The 21,017-nt window shown below is 69.3% G+C and carries 22 protein-coding genes and 1 rRNA gene; 19 read left to right on the top strand and 4 right to left on the bottom strand.

Features of this window, described 5'->3' with window-relative positions; genetic code table 11:
- Positions 1-139 precede the first annotated feature (139 nt).
- The 12 genes from rrf to A37U_RS0105860 all read left to right on the top strand — a co-directional run bounded on the left by rrf (position 140) and on the right by A37U_RS0105860 (position 13,223).
- A 5S ribosomal RNA gene (gene rrf / locus A37U_RS0105915) occupies positions 140-257 on the top strand.
- A gap of 157 nt (positions 258-414) precedes the next feature.
- Entirely contained in the window at positions 415-1,797 is a 1,383-nt protein-coding gene (locus tag A37U_RS53395) for a tetratricopeptide repeat protein (protein ID WP_240437488.1), read from the top strand.
- Positions 1,794-2,798 carry an HAD-IIA family hydrolase gene (locus A37U_RS0105905; RefSeq protein WP_020495694.1) on the top strand — a complete coding sequence of 335 codons (1,005 nt, stop codon included), beginning with the start codon at positions 1,794-1,796 and terminating at the stop codon, positions 2,796-2,798. Before A37U_RS53395 ends, A37U_RS0105905 begins: the two co-directional genes overlap by 4 nt.
- 9 nt (positions 2,799-2,807) lie before the next feature.
- Complete coding sequence (locus A37U_RS52530) at positions 2,808-2,972, top strand: hypothetical protein (RefSeq protein WP_020495693.1); 165 nt, start codon at positions 2,808-2,810, stop codon at positions 2,970-2,972.
- 6 nt (positions 2,973-2,978) lie between these two features.
- Positions 2,979-3,812 (top strand): TlyA family RNA methyltransferase, encoded by an 834-nt coding sequence (locus A37U_RS0105895; RefSeq protein WP_020495692.1) that lies wholly within the window; start codon positions 2,979-2,981, stop codon positions 3,810-3,812.
- 32 nt (positions 3,813-3,844) lie between these two features.
- Positions 3,845-4,741 carry an NAD kinase gene (locus A37U_RS0105890; protein WP_020495691.1) on the top strand — a complete coding sequence of 299 codons (897 nt, stop codon included), beginning with the start codon at positions 3,845-3,847 and terminating at the stop codon, positions 4,739-4,741.
- Positions 4,738-6,267: an alpha/beta hydrolase gene (locus A37U_RS0105885; protein WP_020495690.1), complete on the top strand. Its 1,530-nt coding sequence runs from the start codon at positions 4,738-4,740 to the stop codon at positions 6,265-6,267. Before A37U_RS0105890 ends, A37U_RS0105885 begins: the two co-directional genes overlap by 4 nt.
- An 81-nt stretch (positions 6,268-6,348) precedes the next feature.
- Positions 6,349-8,268, top strand: coding sequence for a DNA repair protein RecN (gene recN, locus A37U_RS0105880; protein ID WP_205622854.1), 1,920 nt, complete (start codon positions 6,349-6,351; stop codon positions 8,266-8,268).
- A gap of 195 nt (positions 8,269-8,463) precedes the next feature.
- Entirely contained in the window at positions 8,464-9,648 is a 1,185-nt protein-coding gene (gene steA / locus A37U_RS0105875; RefSeq protein WP_026196909.1) for a putative cytokinetic ring protein SteA, read from the top strand.
- Positions 9,645-10,583, top strand: a complete 939-nt coding sequence (locus tag A37U_RS0105870) for a copper transporter (RefSeq protein WP_020495687.1) — start codon at positions 9,645-9,647, stop codon at positions 10,581-10,583. The genes steA and A37U_RS0105870 overlap by 4 nt, the downstream gene beginning before the upstream one ends.
- A gap of 313 nt (positions 10,584-10,896) precedes the next feature.
- Positions 10,897-12,609 (top strand): CTP synthase, encoded by a 1,713-nt coding sequence (locus tag A37U_RS0105865; RefSeq protein WP_020495686.1) that lies wholly within the window; start codon positions 10,897-10,899, stop codon positions 12,607-12,609.
- Entirely contained in the window at positions 12,606-13,223 is a 618-nt protein-coding gene (locus A37U_RS0105860; RefSeq protein ID WP_020495685.1) for an NUDIX domain-containing protein, read from the top strand. The genes A37U_RS0105865 and A37U_RS0105860 overlap by 4 nt, the downstream gene beginning before the upstream one ends.
- 13 nt (positions 13,224-13,236) lie before the next feature.
- Here A37U_RS0105860 and A37U_RS0105855 read toward each other — a convergent pair whose 3' ends face one another.
- Positions 13,237-13,752 (bottom strand): DUF1707 domain-containing protein, encoded by a 516-nt coding sequence (locus A37U_RS0105855; protein ID WP_020495684.1) that lies wholly within the window; start codon positions 13,750-13,752, stop codon positions 13,237-13,239.
- Positions 13,753-13,807: 55 nt separating this feature from the next.
- On the opposite strand from A37U_RS0105855, the gene A37U_RS0105850 reads away from it, so the two are divergent.
- The 7 genes from A37U_RS0105850 (at position 13,808) to A37U_RS0105820 (ending at position 18,839) form a co-directional block, all read left to right on the top strand.
- Positions 13,808-14,728: a site-specific tyrosine recombinase XerD gene (locus A37U_RS0105850; protein ID WP_020495683.1), complete on the top strand. Its 921-nt coding sequence runs from the start codon at positions 13,808-13,810 to the stop codon at positions 14,726-14,728.
- A 37-nt stretch (positions 14,729-14,765) separates the two neighbouring features.
- A complete protein-coding gene (locus A37U_RS0105845; protein WP_020495682.1) occupies positions 14,766-15,641 on the top strand; it encodes a ParA family protein in 876 nt (291 codons plus the stop codon).
- A complete protein-coding gene (locus A37U_RS0105840; protein ID WP_020495681.1) occupies positions 15,638-15,982 on the top strand; it encodes a hypothetical protein in 345 nt (114 codons plus the stop codon). Before A37U_RS0105845 ends, A37U_RS0105840 begins: the two co-directional genes overlap by 4 nt.
- A 52-nt stretch (positions 15,983-16,034) precedes the next feature.
- Positions 16,035-16,883 carry a segregation and condensation protein A gene (locus A37U_RS0105835; protein ID WP_020495680.1) on the top strand — a complete coding sequence of 283 codons (849 nt, stop codon included), beginning with the start codon at positions 16,035-16,037 and terminating at the stop codon, positions 16,881-16,883.
- Positions 16,880-17,593: an SMC-Scp complex subunit ScpB gene (scpB, locus tag A37U_RS0105830; protein WP_157182617.1), complete on the top strand. Its 714-nt coding sequence runs from the start codon at positions 16,880-16,882 to the stop codon at positions 17,591-17,593. The genes A37U_RS0105835 and scpB overlap by 4 nt, the downstream gene beginning before the upstream one ends.
- A complete protein-coding gene (locus A37U_RS0105825) occupies positions 17,580-18,320 on the top strand; it encodes a pseudouridine synthase (RefSeq protein WP_026196907.1) in 741 nt (246 codons plus the stop codon). The genes scpB and A37U_RS0105825 overlap by 14 nt, the downstream gene beginning before the upstream one ends.
- A 225-nt stretch (positions 18,321-18,545) precedes the next feature.
- Positions 18,546-18,839, top strand: coding sequence for a hypothetical protein (locus A37U_RS0105820; RefSeq protein WP_020495677.1), 294 nt, complete (start codon positions 18,546-18,548; stop codon positions 18,837-18,839).
- 1 nt (position 18,840) lies between these two features.
- On the opposite strand, the gene A37U_RS0105815 is transcribed toward A37U_RS0105820, so the two are convergent.
- From A37U_RS0105815 to A37U_RS42415, 3 genes are read right to left on the bottom strand one after another with little or no spacing between them, the layout of a single operon-like run.
- Positions 18,841-20,025, bottom strand: a complete 1,185-nt coding sequence (locus A37U_RS0105815; protein ID WP_020495676.1) for a cation:proton antiporter — start codon at positions 20,023-20,025, stop codon at positions 18,841-18,843.
- Positions 20,025-20,507: a cation:proton antiporter regulatory subunit gene (locus A37U_RS0105810; RefSeq protein ID WP_020495675.1), complete on the bottom strand. Its 483-nt coding sequence runs from the start codon at positions 20,505-20,507 to the stop codon at positions 20,025-20,027. The genes A37U_RS0105815 and A37U_RS0105810 overlap by 1 nt, the downstream gene beginning before the upstream one ends.
- A 9-nt stretch (positions 20,508-20,516) precedes the next feature.
- On the bottom strand, positions 20,517-21,002 hold the full coding sequence (locus A37U_RS42415) for a GNAT family N-acetyltransferase (protein ID WP_020495674.1): 486 nt from the start codon (positions 21,000-21,002) through the stop codon (positions 20,517-20,519).
- Between the last annotated feature and the right edge of the window lie 15 nt (positions 21,003-21,017).

Genomic DNA, 21,017 nt, shown 5'->3' with positions numbered 1-21,017 from the left:
CAGATGCGGTGGAAACACTAAACGCGAACAAAACGTAACAAGCTCTGCCCGCAACCACTATACGATTCTGAACCAACAACCCCCCAAGACCTGCAGGTCTTGAGACAGGGTCGAAAACAAAAAAATGGTTCACGACTGTTTCGGTGGTGATAGCGGTGCGGGAAACGCCCGGCCCCATTCCGAACCCGGAAGCTAAGCCCACCAGCGCCAATGGTACTGCACCCGCCAGGGTGTGGGAGAGTAGGACACCGCCGAACACAACTTCTTCAGGGCCTGTGGCGATTTCCGCCACAGGCCCTGAAGCATGTCCGGACACCGATGCGTTCCCCGGTTCGCCGTGCGGTCACAGCGGCGGGCACACTGGACTTTGCAGATTTACCGGTGCTTGGTGCACCGACGAGGAGGAACGAACCCATGTCCGAAGACAATGCAGGTTCGCGCGGCAAGGACCGGCGCGGCGATGGTGGCGACCGCCCGAGGCGTCAAGGGCAGGGATTCAAGGGCGCGCGCTCCGGTGGCCCACGCGGTCAGGGCCAGGGAGGCCAGGGCCCACGTAGCCACGGCCAGCGTGGCCAGGGCTCGCGCGATCAGGGCTCGCGCAGTCAGGGGAATGGCGGGGACAGGTCCCGCCAGCAGGGTGGCGACCGGCGCGGTGGCTACGGGAACCGGCGTGATGACACACGTGGCGGTCCCCGTGGAGGTGGCGAACGACGGTTCGATGACAAGCGCGGCCGGGATGGCGGTTCTTCGGGAGCCAAGCCGTTCCGTTCCTCAGGCGACAAGCCTTACCGTTCCTCCGGGGACAAACCGTTCCGCGACAAGCCGTACCGCGCTACGGGCGACAAGCCCTCTCGGGACAAGCCGTTCCGGGACAAACCGAACGGCGGTAAACCGCAGCGGGACAGGCCCTTCGATGACCGTGGAGCGGCGAAGCGCGAAGGAACCGGCAATGACCGGTTCGCGGGCAAGCCACACCGGGATCGCGCGGGCGGCAACAAGCAACACGGCGGCCGTCCGGCTCGGGACCGGGCACCGCAGGGGCGTCGTTTCGACAAGCCGCATGTGGCCAACCAGAAGGCCGAGGGAGAACGCAAGCAGGTACCGGAACCCCCGTTGCCGGAGGGAATCAAGGCGCAGTCGCTGGACAGTGCGGCGCGCAAGGATCTGCTCGGCTTGCCGAAGGACCTCGCGGACAAGATCGGCAAGCACCTCGTCGCGGCAGGTGGGCTCGTCGACGAGAATCCGGAACAGGCGCTCGCGCACGCGCGTTACGCCCGCTCCAGGGCGAGCCGTCTCGCCGTGGTCCGGGAAGCGGCCGGGCTCGCCGCCTACCACGCGGGCGAATGGGCGGAGGCGATCGCGGAGCTGCGTGCCTACCGCCGGATGACGCACGGGAACATGCACCTGGCGGTGATGGCCGACTGTGAACGGGCGCTGGGCCGCCCACAGCGGGCACTCGACATGGCCCGCGAGGCACGCGGTAGTCAGCTCGACAAGGCCGAGGCGGTGGAACTGCGCATCGTCGCCGCCGGGGCGCGCCGTGATCTCGGTCAGCTCGATGCGGCCGTGGTGGATCTGCAGGGCCACGACCTCGACCCGAAACGACGGGAACCGTGGAGCGCGCGGCTGTTCTACGCCTACGCCGACAATCTGCTCGCGTCCGGGCGCCAGTCCGAGGCGGTGACCTGGTTCCTGCACGCGGCCGAAGCGGACACCGAGGACCTCACCGACGCCCCGGAGCGCGCGTTCGAGGTCTCCGAGGCACTGCGTTCCCCGGATCGTGGACAGGGCTCGTGATCCTCGACCGGTACGACGCACTGCTGCTCGACCTGGACGGCACGGTCTACCGCGGCACCGAGGCGGTGGACGGTGCGCAGGATGCGGTGCGCGCGGCCGCGGAACACGGCGTCGCGGTGCGGTTCGTGACGAACAATGCCTCCCGGGCCCCGGAAACGGTGGCCACGAGCCTGCGCGCACTCGGCGTCGCGGCGACTGCCGCGGAGGTCGACACCAGCGCGCAGGCGGCGGCCGCGGTGGTCGCGGACCAGGTCGAACCGGGTTCCGCGGTACTCGTCGTGGGCAGCGCGGCGCTCGCGGAAGAGGTCGCCGCGCTCGGCCTGCGCCCGGTCCGGGACAACGCCGGGCCCGTCGCCGCGGTCGTACAGGGACTGAGCAAGGACATCGGCTGGCCCGACCTCGCCGAGGCCTGCATCGCCATCAACGCCGGCGCGCGCTGGGTTGCCGCGAACACGGACCCGACCCTGCCGACCGAACGCGGCCTGCTTCCCGGCAACGGCTCACTCGTCGCGGCGCTGCGTGCGGCGACCGGTGCGGAACCGGTCGTGGCCGGCAAGCCCGAGGCCCCGCTGATGCGCGCGGCGATCGAGGCCGCGGGGGCACGTATGCCTCTGGTCGTCGGGGACCGGCTGGACACCGATATCGCGGGTGCGGTGACCGTCGGCGCCGATTCCATGCTCGTGCTCAGCGGGGTGAGCGACGCCGCCGAACTGCTCGGTGCTCCGGAGGCCAGGCGGCCGACCTATGTCGCGGCCGACCTCGCCGGGGTGTTCGGTGAACCGGACCGTCTCGCCATCGGCGAGGACCCGCGCTGGACGGTGCGGGAGTCCGGAGACGGCCTCACCGTGTCAGGGGACGGCGACCCGATCGGGCTGTTACGGACCCTGTGCGCCCTCGCATGGCGAATGCCGAGCGCACCGAAGGCACTCGAGGCACACGGAGGCCCGGCGGACGCGGCACTGCGCGCACTCGGGCTCGGCGAGCGCGACGCGATCGGCTAGCGTGGAACGGTGGACGAGAACCAGCAGGAATCCGAGGGTCCGGTCGAGGTGCTCAACGCAGCTATCGCCGGCACCGAGGGGCTCGGGGAAGTCCCCGTCGCCGACCACGTTGTCAGGTTCGAAGCCGCGCACACGGCCCTGACGGACGCGCTCGGCTCGATCGACGAGGTCTGAGGACACGTGGCGAAACGCGCTGGGGCGAAACCGGCACGGCTCGACGCGGAACTGGTTCGCCGTGGGCTCGCCCGGTCGCGGGCGCATGCGGCCGAACTGATCGAGGCCGGGCGGGTCTCCGTCCGCGGCGTGCTCGCGCACAAGCCCGCCACCGGGGTGAGCCCGGACATCTCGCTCGTCGTGGCCGAGGACGGTTCGGACGAGGACTGGGCCTCCCGGGGCGCGCACAAACTGCTCGGTGCCCTCGAGGCGTTCGAACCGCTCGGGCTCACCGTCAACGGCCGCTGCTGCCTCGACGCGGGCGCATCGACCGGCGGGTTCACCGATGTGCTGCTGCGCAGGGGCGCGCGCACGGTGGTGGCCGCGGATGTCGGGCGCGGACTCCTGATCTGGCGGCTGCGCACGGACGAGCGGGTCGAGGTGCTCGAACGGACCAATGTGCGCGCGCTGACCACCGAACAGATCGGGGGCGAGGTCGATCTGATCGTGGCCGATCTTTCGTTCATCTCGCTCGGTCTCGTACTCCCCGCCCTCGCGTCCTGTCTTGCGGCGGAGGCCGATCTGGTGCCGATGGTCAAACCGCAATTCGAGGTCGGCAAGCAGCGAGTGGGTGCCGGCGGCGTGGTCCGGGACCCTGCGCTGCATGCCGAAGCCGTGCGCACGGTGATCGGGGAGGCCGCCACGCTCGGTCTCACCCCGCGCGGCGTCGTGGCCAGCCCGCTGCCCGGCCCGTCCGGCAATGTCGAATACTTCGTATGGTTGCGACGTGGACCGGCCCCCGATCCCGAGCTCGTGGCGCGCATGGTGGACGATGCCGTCGCTGCCGGACCGGCACGATAGATTCCGCTCGGCTGGGATGACGAGGAGGAGCGGTGACTGAACGCGAGGTGCTGTTCGTCGCCCATACCGGTCGCGCGTCGAACCGCCGCACCGCGGCCCGGGTCGCCGACTGGTTCGACCGCGGTGGCGTTCGCCTGCGTACGTTGCCCGATCAGGCCGCGGATCTCGCACCGAACTGGCGGCACCCGATCATCGAGGACGGTGCCGCGGCCGCGGAGAACGTCGATCTCGTGTTCGCGCTCGGCGGGGACGGCACCATGCTGCGGGCCGCGGAACTCGCCCGCCTGGCGGGGGTTCCCGTGCTCGGGGTGAACCTCGGCCGGGTCGGATTCCTCGCCGAGGCCGATTCGGACGCCCTCGAGGAAGCGGTTCGGCTCGTGCTCGAGCGCCGCTACCAGGTCGACGAACGCGCCACCGTGGACGTGCGCGCCTCGCTGCGCGGTGAGGTGTTCGCGCGTGGCTGGGCGCTCAACGAGGCATCGGTGGAGAAGAGCAGCCGGGAACGCATTCTCGACGTGCGGATCGAGGTCGACTCCCGCCCGGTCTCGGCCTTCGGCTGCGATGGGGTGCTGTGTGCGACCCCGACCGGGTCCACGGCGTATGCCTTCTCCGCGGGCGGACCGGTGATCTGGCCCGATGTGGCAGCCATGCTCGTGGTGCCGAGCAACGCCCACGCCATGTTCGCGCGGCCGCTCGTCGTCTCCCCGTCCTCGGTGGTTTCGATCGAGGTCGATCCGGGTGGACACGATGCGGTGCTGTGCTGCGATGGCCGACGCAGCGTCGAACTGCCCGCCGGTGCTCGGGTCGACATCGTCGAGGGATCCGCACCGGTGCGGCTCGTCCGGCTCCGCGAGGGCCCCTTCACCGATCGGCTCGTCCGGAAGTTCGGGCTCCCCGTGCAGGGCTGGCGTGGGGCGGGCGCCGAATGAGGAAGCGGAAGCGCCCCGCGAGACACCTTTCCGCCCTGTTCTGCTGTGCCCTCACCGCTGTCCTCGTGCTGACCGCGTGCTCCGCGGGGCAGCAGGGCGGATCGGAGCGGGGACCGGTGAAATCACCCGGCGCCGGGGCACCCGCAGGCACCAACGGCGCGACACCGCCCGCGCTCGACTGGCGCCCGTGCGGCGGCGGATTCCGGTGTGCCGAGGCAGCCGTGCCGCTCGACTATCGGGCACCGCACGGCAAACGGATCACCCTGCCGCTTGTCATGCAGCCCGCCGAGGACCGTTCACATGTCACCGGTCCGTTGTTCATCAACTACGGCGGACCGGGCACTCCCGGTGCGGGCATGCTGCGTAAGCAGGGGCCGAAGTATCCGGAACAGCTGCGCAGGCACTTCGACCTGATTGCCTTCGATCCACGGGGGACCGGGCCCAACACCCCGCACTGTGCGCCGGGCGCACAGGCTCCCCAAGGACCGCCCGGTTCCGGCCGGTTCTGGGCGACGGCGGCCTCGACCGGCCATGCCTGCGCCAAGGATCCGCTGCTCGATCACGCCTCCAGCGCGAACACCGCGCGCGATATGGACCTGATCCGTCAAGCGGCCCGGGCCGAGCAGATCAGCTACCTCGGCTACTCGTACGGCACCTACCTCGGTGCGGTCTACGCGAACATGTTTCCCTCCCATGTGCGTGCGATGACCTTCGACGGGACACTCGACCTCGTCGCGAACTCCACCGGCAGGCCGGGCACCCGTGACGAACCGGTGGATGTCCGCGCCGGTGTGGCCGACGCCCAGCGTGCCCAGCTCGACCAGTTCCTCGCGGCCTGCGCCAAGGCGGCCGGGGCATGCCCGTTCGCCGCGGGCGGCGATCCGAAGCGCAAATGGGCCGAGCTGGTCGCGACCCTCGGCCGGGACGGGCAGGGCGCGGGGCTGTTCGAACGAATTTTCAGCGATCTCGAGACGGGTGCACCCATGTGGACCTACCTCGCCAAGATGCTGGAGCGTACCTACCGATCCGTCCGGCCGGGAGAAACCGACGAACAGCACACGGCACCGGTGCGTGATCCGTACGTACCGAGCCATTCGACCGGATTCCTCGCCGTGCAGTGCGTCGACAGCGACATCCCCCAGCGGAAGTCACGTTATCCGGAACTGGCCCGTCGCGCGGCCGCTCACGATCCGGCCTTCGGCGCCTCGGCCGTGTACGACATGGCCCAGTGTGTCGGCTGGCCGGGAAAAGACGAAGACCGTTACCAGGGCCCATGGAACGCGCACCTCGCCGCGCCGGTGTTGATCATCAACAACCGCTACGATCCCGCGACCCCCTTGCCGAACGCCGAATCCACGGCCGGGGAACTCGCCCGCGCGCGTGTCCTCGTCATCGACGGTGCCGGGCACACCTCGCTCAACGTGCACAGCGCCTGTGCCTCGAACGCGATGGCCGCCTATTTCACCGGTCTGAAACCATCACCCACCGGCACCACCTGCCCTCCTGACTATCGCCCGTTCTCCTGACGAGTCTATCGAACATATTTTCGACTCACCAGGGTGAAGGGGCTTGCCAACACCCCTGTGATCGAAGGTATGTTCGATCCCGTGTTGACGGAGATGCTGATTTCCGGTCTCGGCGTGATCGACGAGGCCGCGATCGAGCCGCACCCGGGATTCACCGTGGTCACCGGGGAGACCGGTGCGGGCAAGACCATGGTGGTCAGCGGGCTGCACCTGCTCTCCGGTGGGCGCGCCGACGCGGCGAAGGTGCGGACGGGTGCGCCCAAGGCTGTCGTCGAGGGCCGGTTCGGAGTTCCTCCAGGCTCCGCGGCCCTCGACGTGGCGACCGACGCGGGGGCGGACGCCGATGACGACGGCTCGCTCATCGCGCTGCGCACAGTGGCCGCGGACGGACGCTCCCGTGCTCATCTGGGCGGGCGATCGGCGCCGGTCGGGGTTCTCTCCGAACTCACCGATTCACTCATCGCCGTGCACGGCCAGAACGATCAGCTCCGGCTGCTGCGGTCGACGCAGCAGCGGACCATGCTCGACCGGTTCGCGGGTTCCCCGGTGGCCGTGCCGCTCGAGCGATACCGGACACGGCGCGCGGAATGGCTCGCCGTGTGTGCCGAGCTCACCGAACGAACCGAGCGCGCGCGCGAGCTGGCGCGGGAGGCGGACCTGCTCCGGCACGGCCTCGAAGAGATCGGCGCGGTCGATCCGCAGCCGGGCGAGGACGCCGAACTGGTCGCGATGGCGCGCAGGCTCGCGGACGTCGAGCAGCTCAGGGAGGCCTCCATGCGGGCGCACGACGCGCTCGCCGGGGCCCAGGACGGAGACCCGGACGCGCCGGGCGCGCTCGGCCTCGTCGATCTCGCGCGCAAGGTACTGAGCTCGTCCGAGGACGACGCGCTGCGTCAACTGACCCCGCGCCTGGACGAGGCGGCGACCCTGCTCGCCGACGTGACCGGGGAGCTCGGCGGCTACCAGGACGGACTCGAGGCGGACCCGGAACGACTGCAGCAGATCCTGGCCCGCCAGGCCGAACTCAAGGCGCTCACCAAGAAGTACGCCGCGGACATCGACGGCGTGCTGGAGTGGGCCGAGGGTGCCCGGGAGCGGCTGGCCGGTGCCGACACCTCCGATGAGGCGATCGCCGAGCTGGTCGCGCGCCGGGATGCCCTGGCCGCCGAGCTCGCCGAGGTCGCGACGGAACTGAGCGCGGCGCGGGCGACGGCGGCGAACGGGCTCGCGAAGGAGGCGACCGCCGAACTGGCCGCGCTGGCGATGCCGGATGCCGAACTGCATGTCGCGGTGAGCGCGCACGAGGTGCCGAACGGTGCCGAGCACGCGCTGCGGGTCGGCAAGCGGACCGTCAGCGCCGGTCCGGACGGTATCGACGACGTGGACATCCGATTGCGCCCGCATCCCGGCTCGGATCCGCTACCGATCGGCAAAGGTGCCTCCGGTGGGGAGCTCTCCCGGGTGATGCTCGCCCTCGAGGTGGTGCTCGCGCACGCGAACCCGGTGCCCACACTGGTCTTCGACGAGGTGGACGCCGGAGTGGGTGGCAAGGCGGCGGTCGAGGTCGGCAGGCGGCTGGCCACACTCGCGGCGACCCACCAGGTCATCGTGGTGACGCATCTCCCGCAAGTGGCGGCATTCGCCGACAAACACCTGGTCGTTGACAAGAACTCGAACGGCGGGGTGACGCGCAGCGGTATTCGTCAGCTCGCCGATGAGCAGCGGGTCGTCGAACTGTCCCGGATGCTCGCCGGGATGGACTCCACCGATACCGGTCGGGCACACGCGGAGGAACTGCTCGAGCTGGCGCGCGCGGCAAAGAGCGGCACGGAGGCGGCCGGTGGCGACCGGGCGCAGCGATCGCGCAAGCGCCCGGCGGCCACCTGTGTGGGCGCACCGTCCGGTGGTAAGTCCGCTTCGGAAGGAAAGAACTCGAACGGCAAAGGTAAGCCTCGCCAGAAGTCCCAGCCGAAAAATGCGAAGGAGAAGATGCCGATGTGATCCACGCTGATCGACAACCGAATAATGCGCAGTGCGGTCACGGGGAGGCAGGGGAGGAACGCCTGAACTGGGGAGAGTCCATCGCCATGCGGAACTAATTGAGCCGGTGATGCGGCTCGCGACGTGAAGTATTCGTCAGCATGCGTTCGGCGTGGCAACGTCATTATCACGTGCACATTTGTCACCATCAGCCACATGAAGCTCTCGTCCATGCTCACGCGTCCGAACCAGACACTGCCCGGTATCGCGGGCGTGGCGCGGGTCGACCGGCGTACCGGTGACCTGCTGCGGCGCGTCAGTGCGGGCGACATCGTGGTCCTCGATCAGCTCGACCTGGACCGGCGCACCGCGGACGCACTGGTCAACGCCGAAGTGGCGGGTGTGGTCAATGCCTCTCCGTCGACCTCGGGCCGGTTTCCGAATCTCGGGCCGGAGGTGCTGGTCGCCGCAGGGATCCCGCTCATCGACAATGCGGGCGGTGAGGTGCTGCACGCGGTCAAGGACGGCATGAAGCTGCGCCTGCACGAGGGCGTCGTCTACCAGGGGGAACGTGAGCTCGCGAGCGGGGTGGAACAGACCTCCGAGTCGGTCGCGGACCAGATGATCGAGGCGAAGGCCGGAATGTCGGCCCAGCTCGAGGCCTTTTCCGCGAACACGATCGAATTCCTCCGTAAGGAGCGCACGCTCATCCTCGACGGAGTCGGGGTACCCGAGCTGCACACCGGTATGCGGGATCGCGAGGTGCTCGTGGTCGGCGATGGCCGGGACGCGCCCGAGGACCTGAAGGCGCTCAAGCGCTACATCAAGGAGCACCAGCCGATCCTCGTCGGCGTGGACACCGGGGCGGACACCCTGTTCCACGCGGGGTACCGGCCGAGCGTGATCGTGGGTGACCCGCAGGGGATCGGCACCGAGACCCTCAAGAGCGGGGCCGAGGTGGTCGTGCCCGCACAGGCCGATGGCTACGCGCCCGGGCTCGAACGGATCCAGGATCTCGGTATCGGCGCGGTCACCTTCCCCGCCTCGGGTAACCCGGAGGACCTCGCACTGCTGCTGGCCGAGGCCGGGGACGCGAGTCTCGTGGTCACCGCGGGATTCCAGGCGACCCTGCGGGAGTTCCTCGACCGGGGCCGCTCGGGCTCCAACCCGTCGACCTTCCTGACCAAGCTCAAGCTCGGCAGCAAGGTCGTGGATGCGAAGGCCGTGGCCACGCTGCACCGCAGTAGGGTCTCCACCGGCGCGATCGTGCTGTTGATCATCGCGGCCCTCGCAGTACTGCTCGCCGCCTTGCTGCTCTCGGATGTCGGCAAGGTCTATCTGAACTACGTCGGCGACGCCTGGAATTCCCTCGTCGCCTGGGTCAAGGGGCTCTTCACGTGATTTCCCTCCGCTACCACGTCATCTCCATCGCGGCGGTGTTCCTCGCGCTCGCGCTCGGGGTGGTGCTCGGCTCGACGACCTTGTCGAACACGCTCCTGTCCGGGTTGTCCAACCAGAAAGACGATCTGTCGGCGCGGCTGTCCGACGAGCAGGCGCAGAACAACGTGCTGCGGGCGAAGCTGGACCGCGCGGACAAGTTCGCGGCCGGGGTCGGCCCGACCGCGGTCAAGGGTGTGCTGGACCGGCGCACCGTCGCCGTCGTGAGCACCCCGGACGCGAGCCAGCGGGCCAAGGACGCCATCGGCGGCCTGGTGAAGAACGCGGGCGGCTCGGTGACCGCCCAGCTGCAGCTCACCAAGGACTTCTCCGATCCGGGCAAGTCCGACCAGCTGCGTGACCTCGTGACCCGCGTGATCCCCTCCGGCGCACAGCTGCCGACGGCCTCCGACCCGGGCACCTTGTCCGGTGGCCTGCTCGGTTCGCTGCTGTTGCTCGGCAAGAACAACCAGCCGCAGGCCAACCCGCAGGAAACCTCGGCGGCGATCTCGGCGCTCAGCGATGGGGGGTTCGTCCGCGCCAACGGTGACGTCAAGCCCGCGCAGCTGGCGATCGTGCTCACCGGGGGCGCGGAGAACGGCGACGCGGCAGGCGACCAGGCCTCGACCGTCGCACGATTCGCCGCGCAGCTCGACAAGTCGGGGGCCGGCGCCGTGCTGGGCGGTGGCGACGGTTCGGCCCAGGGCAACGGGGCCGTCGGGGTGGCCCGCGCGGACAGCGCGATCAGCTCCCAACTGTCCACAGTGGATGACACGGACCTCGCGCAGGGCCAGATCGCGACCGTCTTCGCGCTCGCCGAACAGCTCAACGGGCAGTCCGGCCAGTACGGAACCGCGGGCAACGCGAAGGCCCCACTCCCGGGCAACGCGCAGGGCTGAGCCGAACACGCAGGGCTGAGCCGAACACAGAGCGCCGTCGATCAAGAGAGCGCCGCCGAACAGAAGAGTGGCACCCCTCTCTATCGGCGGTTCCCGATCGACCGCCGAGCCGAACGCGTAGCCGACGCACCGGGGCGCGGCTCGTGTCGGTTCTCCGCGCGAGTGGTGTTAGGCTGGAGTCCCGTGAACGGCTGGGCCGCACGAACAGCGGATTCGGTGATCTACCGGCGCCGCGAGTGGCTAGGCGTTCGCCTCGGTGGCAGCACGCGGACCGAGTACCGAGCCAGCACTCACGTCACGGGGAGCCCACAAGGTGGCATCGACTCGCCAGACCAAGCACATCTTCGTCACCGGGGGCGTCGCCTCGTCGCTGGGTAAGGGACTGACGGCGTCCAGCCTCGGTCAATTGCTCACCGCACGCGGGCTCCGGGTGACCATGCAGAAGCTGGATCCCTACCTCAATGTGGATCCGGGAACGATGAACCCGTTCCAGCACGGCGAGGTGTTCGTCACCGAGGACGGCGCGGAGACCGACCTCGACATCGGGCACTACGAGCGTTTCCTCGACCGGAACCTGAACGGCACGGCCAATGTCACGACCGGCCAGGTGTACTCGGATGTGATCGCCAAGGAGCGCCGCGGCGAGTACCTCGGTGACACGGTCCAGGTGATCCCGCACATCACCGACGAGATCAAGCGCCGGATCTTCGCGATGTCCTCGGCGGACGAGGACGGGATCGTTCCGGATGTGGTGATCACCGAGGTCGGCGGAACGGTCGGGGACATCGAATCGCAGCCCTTCCTCGAGGCGATCCGTCAGGTTCGCCACGACGTCGGCCGGGACGACTGCTTCTTTCTGCACGTCTCGCTCGTGCCGTTCCTCGCGCCGTCCGGGGAGCTGAAGACGAAACCGACGCAGCATTCGGTCGCCGCGCTGCGGAACATCGGTATCCAGCCCGACGCGCTCGTGTGCCGCGCGGACCGGGAACTGCCCGAATCGCTGAAGAACAAAATGGCGCTGATGTGCGATGTGGACACCGAAGCGGTGATCGCCTGCCCGGACGCGCCGTCGATCTACGACATCCCGAAGGTCATCCACGCCGAGGGGCTCGACGCCTACGTGGTGCGCAGGCTCGATCTGCCCTTCCGCGATGTGGAGTGGACCGTGTGGGGCGGACTGCTCGACCGGGTGCACCACCCCGAGGAAACCGTCCGGATCGGGCTCGTCGGGAAGTACGTGGACCTGCCGGATGCCTACCTCTCGGTCACCGAGGCCCTGCGCGCGGGCGGGTTCGGGAACCGCGCGAAGGTGCAGATCGTCTGGGTGCCCTCCGATGAGTGCGCGACGGATTCCTCCGCGGGCAAGGCGCTGGCCGATCTCGACGGCGTGATCGTCCCCGGGGGCTTCGGTATCCGCGGTATCGAAGGAAAACTCGGCGCCGTCCGCTATGCCCGCACCCGCAAGATCCCGGTGCTCGGGCTCTGCCTCGGGTTGCAGTGCATGGTGATCGAGGTCGCCCGTGCGCTCGCCGGGCTGGACAAGGCGAACTCGGCGGAGTTCGGCGAGGACACCCCGCATCCGGTGATCTCCACGATGGCCGATCAGCAGGATGTGGTCGCAGGTGTCCGCGATATGGGCGGCACCATGCGTCTCGGCGCCTACCCCGCGAAACTGGCCGAGGGCTCGGTGGTCGCGCGGGCCTATGGATCCGGGGAGGTCTCCGAGCGGCACCGGCACCGTTACGAGGTGAACAACGCCTACCGGGACCGGCTCGGGAAGGCCGGACTGGTGTTCTCCGGGACTTCCCCGGACGACAATCTCGTGGAATTCGTCGAGCTCCCGGTCGAAGAGCACCCGTTCTTCGTTGGCACGCAAGCACATCCGGAACTGAAGAGCAGGCCGACCCGCCCGCACCCGCTGTTCGCCGCGTTCGTCAAGGCAGCGCTCGACTACCGGGCAGCCGAGCGGCTTCCGGTGGATCTCGGCGATGTGGAGCAGCCGGCGGAATCGGTGCCCTCGGCATGAACCACGTCTTCGAGACGGTTTCCTCGGAACCGGTCTACCGGGGCAACATCTTCGCCCTGCGCGCCGATGAGGTCGTGATGCCCGGTGGGCGCACCGCGCGCCGCGAGGTCGTCGAGCACTACGGCGCGGCGGTGATCGTCGCCCTCGACGAGGACGGTGCGGTGGTGCTGATCCACCAGTACCGGCACGCGGTCGGCAAACGGTTGTGGGAACTGCCCGCCGGACTGCTCGATGTGCCCGGTGAGTCGCCGGTGCAGACCGCGCGGCGGGAACTGGTCGAGGAGGTCGGGCTCGCCGCGCGGGAATGGCGCACACTCGTGGATGTCGCGGCGAGTCCCGGAATGACCGACGAGGTGGCCCGGGTGTTCCTGGCCACCGGACTGTCCGAAGTGGACCGTCCGGAGCCGAGCGAGGAAGAGGCCGATCTCCGGATCCATCGGGTTCCGCTGGACGAAGCGCTGCGCATGGCGATGGCCGGGCAGATCATCAACGGCTCGGCGGTGAGCGGACTGTTCGCCGCCCGCGCGGTACTCGATGGCACGCTGCCCGCGCGGGACGCGGAGGCGGAATTCCCCGATCGCCCCACCAGGTTCGCCGCGGGACGGAAGCACTGAGCCGCCGCGCCGCTCAGTCGCGCAGCGGGCGGCCCTCCCCGTCCAGGCCGCCGTTCACGATCAGCACGATCCCGTCGATGAACGACCACAGGGCACCGACGCCGAAGGTGAAGATCGTGACGAGCAGCTGGGCGACCGCGATTCCGGTGTTGCCCGCGTAGAACCGGCCGATACCGAAGGGCAGCACGATGTTCAGCACCCCGGCGGCGACCTTCGACTTCGGGGAGAACTGGTACTGCGGCATCGGTGGTGGTGCGTAGAGCCCGGCGACCGGAACGGAGCCGGGAACGACACCGGGCGGCGGTGCCTGCGGCAGCGGCGGGCGCAGGAACGAGGGACGTGGTTCGGGCAGATCCTCGAACAGCGTGGTGAGATCGCCCCGGACGACGGCGGCGCCCGCCGTCGCGGTGCGCTCCCCGTATTCCTCGGCCGTGATCCGGCCGGCCTCGAAGTGCTCCCCGAGCACCGAGATGGATTCCTCCCGCTCCCGGGTCCCGATGCGCTGTGCGTCGTGCGCGGAGTCCGCCATGCCCGGGACCGTAGCACCACGAGATGCCGCGCGGATTGCGTTAATCTCGGTTGTCATGGTGGCGGTCGATGCTGTCGTGCGTTCCTACCTCGATCACCTCGGGGTGGAACGAGGGTCCTCGACGAACACGCTTCGCTCGTACCGCCGCGATCTCGACCGGTACACCACCTTCCTGGGGGAGCAGGGGATCTCCGCCCTCGATGAGGTCACCGAGGATCAGGTGAGCGGATTTCTCGTCCGGTTACGGGAGGGCACCCCGGAACAGCCACCCTTGGCCGCGTCCTCGGCCGCGCGCGCGGTCGTCGCGGTGCGCGGGCTGCACCGGTTCGCCTTTCTGGACGGGCTCTGCGAGCGGGACGCCGCCCGCGAGGTGCGCCCACCGGCCCCGCCGCGCAAACTGCCGAAGGCGCTCCCGGTGGACGATGTGCTTCGGCTGCTGGATCTGCCCGGGGACGAACCGGTGGTGTTGCGCGACCGGGCGCTGCTCGAGGTGCTGTACTCCACGGGGGCGCGCATCTCCGAGGCCGTCGGCTGCGATATCGACGACGTACACGGTTCCGAACGGACGATCCTGTTGCGCGGCAAGGGAGGCAAGGACCGGATCGTGCCGATCGGGATGCCCGCCCTGGAAGCGATGGACGCCTATCTCGTGCGGGCGCGTCCCGGCTTCGCCGCGAAGGGAAGGGGCACCGGTGCGGTGTTCCTCAACCAGCGGGGCGGGCGCCTTTCCCGGCAGTCGGCCTGGCAGGTGTTGCGCACCGCGGCCGAGCGCGCCGGGATCCGGGTCCCCGTTTCGCCGCACACCCTCCGGCATTCCTTCGCCACGCATCTGCTCGAGGGCGGCGCGGATGTACGGGTGGTGCAGGAACTGCTCGGACACGCCTCGGTGACCACCACTCAGGTGTACACCTTGCTCACGGTGAACGTGCTCCGCGAGGTGTATGCCACGGCGCACCCGAGGGCCCGTGGCAGATAGGCTGCGGGGAACAAGGACGACAAGGAGCCAGGTCACCATGTCGACAGCGCAGGACGAGCCGGACGAGGACCCCCGGGAGGAATCGGCACTCGGGCCGACGGGGCGCCCGAGGCGGGTGATACCGGAGCCCCCCTTGCTCGACGGCCATGGTCCCGCGCGCGTGCTCGCGATGTGCAATCAGAAAGGCGGGGTGGGCAAGACCACCTCGACGATCAACCTCGGCGCCGCGCTCACCGAGTTCGGTCGCCGGGTGCTGCTGGTGGACTTCGACCCACAGGGCGCCCTCTCGGTCGGACTAGGTGTCGCTCCGCATCAGCTGGATCACACCGTGTACAACGTGATCATGGACAAGGGCACCCAGGTGAGCGACGTGGTTCTGCGGACCAGCGTCGAGGACATGGACCTGCTGCCGAGCAACATCGACCTGTCCGCGGCGGAGGTGCAGCTGGTCGCCGAGGTCGGCCGGGAACACACCTTGCTGCGGGTGCTCGGTCCGGTACTCAACCACTACGACTACATTCTCGTGGACTGTCAGCCCTCGCTCGGCCTGCTCACGGTGAACGCGCTCACCGCGGCCGACGGGGTGGTGATCCCGCTCGAGTGCGAGTTCTTCAGCTTGCGCGGGGTCGCCCTACTCATCGACACGATCGAGAAAGTGCAGGAAAGGCTGAACCCGAAACTGCAGATCACGGGCATCCTCGCGACGATGTTCGACCCGCGCACCGTGCATTCCCGCGAGGTGATGGCGCGCGTCGTCGAGGCCTTCGGGGACACCGTGTTCGACACCGTGATCAATCGAACCGTCCGGTTCCCGGAGACCACGGTCGCCGGTGAGCCCATCACCACCTGGTCGCCGCGCTCGGCCGGTGCGAAGGCCTACCGCGCACTGGCGAGGGAGGTGATCTCCCGATGACCGGACGACGTGCCGCCCTGCCAGGGGCCGCCGAGCTGTTCCGTTCCACCCACGCCTCGCGGCAGAACGCCGAACGCGCCACCGCGCCCGCTCCCGAACCGAGCGAAAAAAAGACCACCGGACGCGAACGGCACTCCGCCAAAATCACCGTGTACATCTCCGACGACGAGCTGCTCGCCCTCGAACAGGCGCGGCTGGCCCTGCGTGCCACCCACCGGCTCGCCGTCGACCGGGGCCGTATCGTGCGTGAGGCGGTCGCCGTGATGCTCGAGGACTTCGATGCCCGCGGAACCGAGTCCGTGCTGGTGCGCAGGCTCGGCGGAGAAACCGGGTCACCGTGAGCGAGCTTGCGAGCGAGCCGGGGCCACCGCGGCGCGCCTGTGAGGGGCGACCGTGACGGACACCGCGTTCGCGCGGGGCGATGAGCCGTCCGCCGAGGCCGAACAGGTACCGAAGTTCCAGGTGAGCCTGGACAACTTCACGGGCCCGTTCGACCTGTTGCTTCAGCTGATCTCGCAGCATCAACTGGACGTGACCGAGGTGGCCTTGCACCGGGTCACCGACGACTTCATCGCACACATCCGTGGGCTCGGGGATGCCTGGAACCTGGACGAGACCACGGAGTTCCTGGTGATCGCGGCGACCCTGCTCGACCTCAAGGCCGCGCGGCTGCTGCCTGCGGGTGATGTGGAGGACGAGGAGGACCTCGCGCTGCTCGAGGCGCGGGACCTGCTGTTCGCGCGGCTGCTGCAGTACCGGGCGTACAAGCAGGTCGCGGCGCTGTTCGCGGAACTGGAGGCGGGCGCGCTGCGTCGTTATCCTCGCTCCGTGGCGCTCGAACAGCGCTACACCGAGCTGCTGCCCGAGGTGATGATCGGGGTGAGCCCGGAACGGTTCGCCGAGATCGCGGCCTCGGTGTTCCGGCCGAAACCGCCGCCCCAGGTCTCGATCGAGCACCTGCACATGGCGAAGGTCTCGGTGCGCGAACACGCGGCCATCCTGCGCGGCAGGCTCGCCGAGCGGGGTAGTGCCACCTTCGGCCAGCTGATCGCGGACTGTGCGCACACCTACGAGGTCGTGGCCCGTTTTCTCGCCTTGCTCGAGCTGTACCGCGAGGCGAGTATCGGGCTCGAGCAGGAGGACCCGCTCGGGGAACTGAACGTGCGCTGGACGGCCAGCTCGCTCGAGGAGGCCGAGGCGGCAGCCCAGCGAAGCGGCGATGAGGAAGAGGAGTACGGGTGACGGAGCCAGAGGGCACAGCGGCCGTGAGCGAGCCCGCGGTCGAGGAGACCGCGGAGCCGGTGACGGAGCCTGGGACCGCGCCGGAGAACGCGGCCGCACCGGAAACCGAGCCCGCGGCTGCCCCCGAACCCGAAGACAGCATCGAGGAACCGGAACCCGGTGACCTCGACGAGGACGCGAAGCTCGAAGCCGCCTGCGAGGCGCTGCTGCTCGTGGTGGACACCCCGATCCACGAGGAGACGCTCGCCCAGACCCTCGGGCAGTCCGCCGACCGGGTGCTGGAGACCCTGGAACGCCTCCGGGACCGCTACACCGCCGCCGAATCGGGCATCGATCTGCGCCGGGTCGGCGACGGCTGGCGTTACTACACCCGCGATGTGTACGCCCCGTACGTGGAGCGGCTGCTGCTCGAGGGACAGCGCGCCAAGCTCACCCGTGCCGCGCTCGAGACTCTGGCCGTCATCGCCTATCGGCAGCCGGTGACCAGGGCCAGGGTCGCGGCCGTGCGCGGGGTGAACGTGGACGGTGTGATCCGCACCCTGATCGCCCGCGGCCTGATCGAGGAGGTCGGCACGGACGGCGATACGAACGCCACCCTGTACCGCACCACCGAGCTGTTCCTGGAACGCATCGGACTGGCCGGCCTGGAGGATCTGCCTCCCATCGCCCCCTTGCTTCCCGAAGTGGACTCCATCGATGACCTCGACTGAACCCGAGGGGATGCGCCTGCAGAAGGTGCTCTCCCGTGCCGGTATCGCCTCCCGCCGCGCCGCCGAGGAGATGATCGCCGACGGGCGGGTCTCCGTGAACGGGGAGCTCGTCACCGAGATGGGCAAGCGCGTCGACCCGGAGACCGCCGTGGTGCGCGTGGACGGCAGGCGGGTCGCCGTGCGTGAGGACCTCGAATACCTCGCGCTGAACAAGCCGCGTGGCATGCACACCACGATGTCCGATGAGCAAGGCCGCCCCTGCGTCGGTGACCTGGTCGCCGAACACGGGAACCGGCTGTTCCACGTCGGCCGACTGGACGCGGACACCGAGGGGCTGTTGCTGCTCACCAACGACGGCGACCTCGCGCACCGGCTGACCCATCCCTCGTTCGGTATCGCCAAGCGCTACCTCGCCGAGGTGCCCGGTCCGGTGCCCAAGGAGGTCGGCAAGCGGCTGCGCGAGGGCGTGGAACTGGACGACGGCCCCGCGGCCGTGGACGAGTACCGGCTCGTCGCCGAACATGCCGGACGGGCTCAGGTCGAGGTTGTCCTGCACGAGGGGCGTAATCGCATCGTGCGGCGGATGTTCGACACGGTCGGGCACCCGGTACAGCGCCTTGTCCGTACCGCGATCGGTTCGGTACAGCTCGGCAACCAGCGCCCGCGTACCCTGCGCCAGCTCTCCAAGGACGAGATCAGCGGTCTGTTCGCCGCGGTGGACGAATAGCGCCAGGTCTTTTTTGGCCCCGGACCGCGGTTACGGCGGCTGGACTCGAGGAGGACCTCCGCCTGCTCGGCCTCGCGCGCACGACGACCGACGACGGCGTCCGGTATTCACTGGAGAGCATCGCGGCCGAGTTCGGCGTCGATCTGGACGACTGATGGCCGCGGTCCTGCTGGCCGATGATGCCGGGGAAGGCTTGCGAGGCATGGAGGGGCGCAGCGCAAGATCGTGCTGAAGGCGCTCAGGAGACTCGAGCACAGCCCGGAGCAACCCGGTGCGCCGCTCGGTAGCCGCAATCGGGGCGATCCGACCAGCTTCCGGGAGCTCGTCGGCGGAGACCGGGATTACCGGATCGTCCGCCGGGTGGAACGAGATGGCCCGTTCGCTGTGGTCTGGGCGATCGCCGGGCGTGCCGGTGATCGGTGCCATGAGCTCGCGATGTCCCGGTTGCGGCTCCGTGGTGGCGCCATTGCCGCCGAGATAGCGAAACTGCTCGATACCGCCTGGCAGCGAGGCGAGTGACTCAGACCGTTTTCGGGGTGCGGTGGCGCAGCGTGCGCAACCAGCCCACCACCGGCTCGACCAGGCGCGCCCCCACCGGTCCGATGATCGCCATCAGCAGCACGTAGGTCGTGGCGAGCGAGGCCATCTGTTCCGGTACCGCGCCGCTGGCCAGTGCGAGCCCCGCGACCACGATGGAGAACTCGCCCCGCGCGATGAGGGCGGCGCCCGCGCGTGCCCTGCCGAGCGGCCGCACCCCGGCGCGGCGTGCGGCGAACCACCCGGTGACGATCTTGGTGATGGCGCTGATCACCGCGAGCCCGATCGCGGCCGGCAGCACGGGCGGGATCTCGGCCGGGTTGGTGTTGAGCCCGAACACGACGAAGAACAGCGCGGCGAACAGGTCGCGCAGCGGGGTAAGCATCCGGGTGGCGTTCTCGGCGGTGGACCCGGAGATGGCGATGCCGAGCAGGAACGCGCCGACCGCGGCGGAGACCTGCAGCTCGGAGGCGAGCCCGGCGACGAGCATGGCCACCCCGAGTACCCGCAGCAGGAACACCTCCGGGTCGGGGGAGTCGACGATGGCCGAGACGAACCTGCCGTAGCGCAACGCGACCACGAGCACCACGGTCACGCTGACCAGCGCGATCCCGACCGTGGTCAGCCCGCCGAGCAGGGTGGCCCCGGCGAGTACGGCGGTCAGGATCGGCAGGTACACCGCCATGGTCAGGTCCTCGAACACGAGCACCGCGAGGATGGTCGGCGTCTCCCGGTTACCGAGCCTGCCCAGGTCGGAGAGCACCTTCGCGATGATCCCGGAGGAGGAGACCACGGTGACCCCGCCCATGGCGAGCGCGGCGACCGGGCCCCAGCCGAGCAGGAACGCGATCGCGACGCCGGGGGCCGCGTTGAGCACGATGTCGATGAGCCCGGACACCCAGGACCGTTTCAGCCCGGTGACCAGTTCCGCCGCGGAGTATTCGAGCCCGAGCAGCAACAGCAGCAGGACCACGCCGATCTCGCTGGCCAGCTCGGTGAATTCGTGGATCCCGTCGAGTGGGATCACCCCGCCCTGCCCGAAGGCCAGACCGCCGAGCAGGTACAACGGGATGGGGGAGATCCCGATACGCCAGGCGAACCGGCCGAGTACCCCGAGTCCGAAGAAGATCGCGCCGAGTTCTACGAGGGAGATCGCGGTGTCGTGCATCAGCCGCGTTCGAGGATCTCGGCGGCCTTCCGCAAACCTTCGCTGGTGCCGACCACGACGAGCAGGTCACCACCGGCGAGATTGAATTCGGGACCGGGGGAGGGGTGGGCGGTTCCCGCACGCACCACCGCCACGATGGAGACACCGGTTCTGGTCCGCATCGCGGTGTCCCCGAGGGTGCGCCCGTCGAACGGGGAGTGCGGGCCGATCGGCAACTGCTTGGTGCTGATCCCGGTGACGTCCCGCTGCTGCTCGTCCAGCGCGGCGACCAGCTGGGGCGAGCCGAGCAGATTCGCCAGCGCCCCCGCCTCCTCCGGAGTGAGCGGGATCGAGGCGGTGCACGCGTCCGGATCGTCCACCTTGGAGACGATCAGGTCGAACCGGCCGTCACGGTGGTTGACCACGCCGATCCGGCGTCCGGCCTTCGAGGCGAAATCCTGCCGTGTCCCGATACCGGGAAGCGGTGTCACATCGACGTTCACCACTCCACGCTAACCCACCGCGCGGGTCATGAGACTCACCCGTTTGCCCTCACCTGTCTGCAACGTGCCGACCTGGGCGAATCCGAGCCGTTCGTGGAAGCGCAGCGAGCCGGGATTGGGCGGTTCGATGTTGACCTCGAGCGCGATCTCCCCGATCCCGGCCGCCTTCGCCTCCTCGAAGACCGCCTGGTGCAGTGCCGCGCCGATCCCGGCCCCGCGGTGGTTCTCGTCGACCACGATCCGGTCCAGGTACCAGTAGTCGCGGTAGCTCGCCTCGAACCACCGGTAGTTCTCGCTCTCGTACCCGGTCCCCGGGCCGATGACCACGACCAGCCCGGCGAACTCGCCGGAGATCTCGGCCGTGAGCGCGAGCGCGCTGTGCCCGAGGACGGACCGCAATTCGGTCGCATCGAGTTCATTGACCTTGGGGACCGCCGCGTTGTTCAGCCGCAGCGCGGCCTCACGATGCTGTTCACCGAACGGGATGATGCGCATGATCGGCGACGATAT

Source organism: Sciscionella marina DSM 45152 (genome assembly GCF_000379465.1).
Taxonomy (GTDB): Bacteria; Actinomycetota; Actinomycetes; order Mycobacteriales; family Pseudonocardiaceae; genus Sciscionella; species Sciscionella marina.
This window is presented reverse-complemented; position numbering and strand designations above follow the sequence as displayed.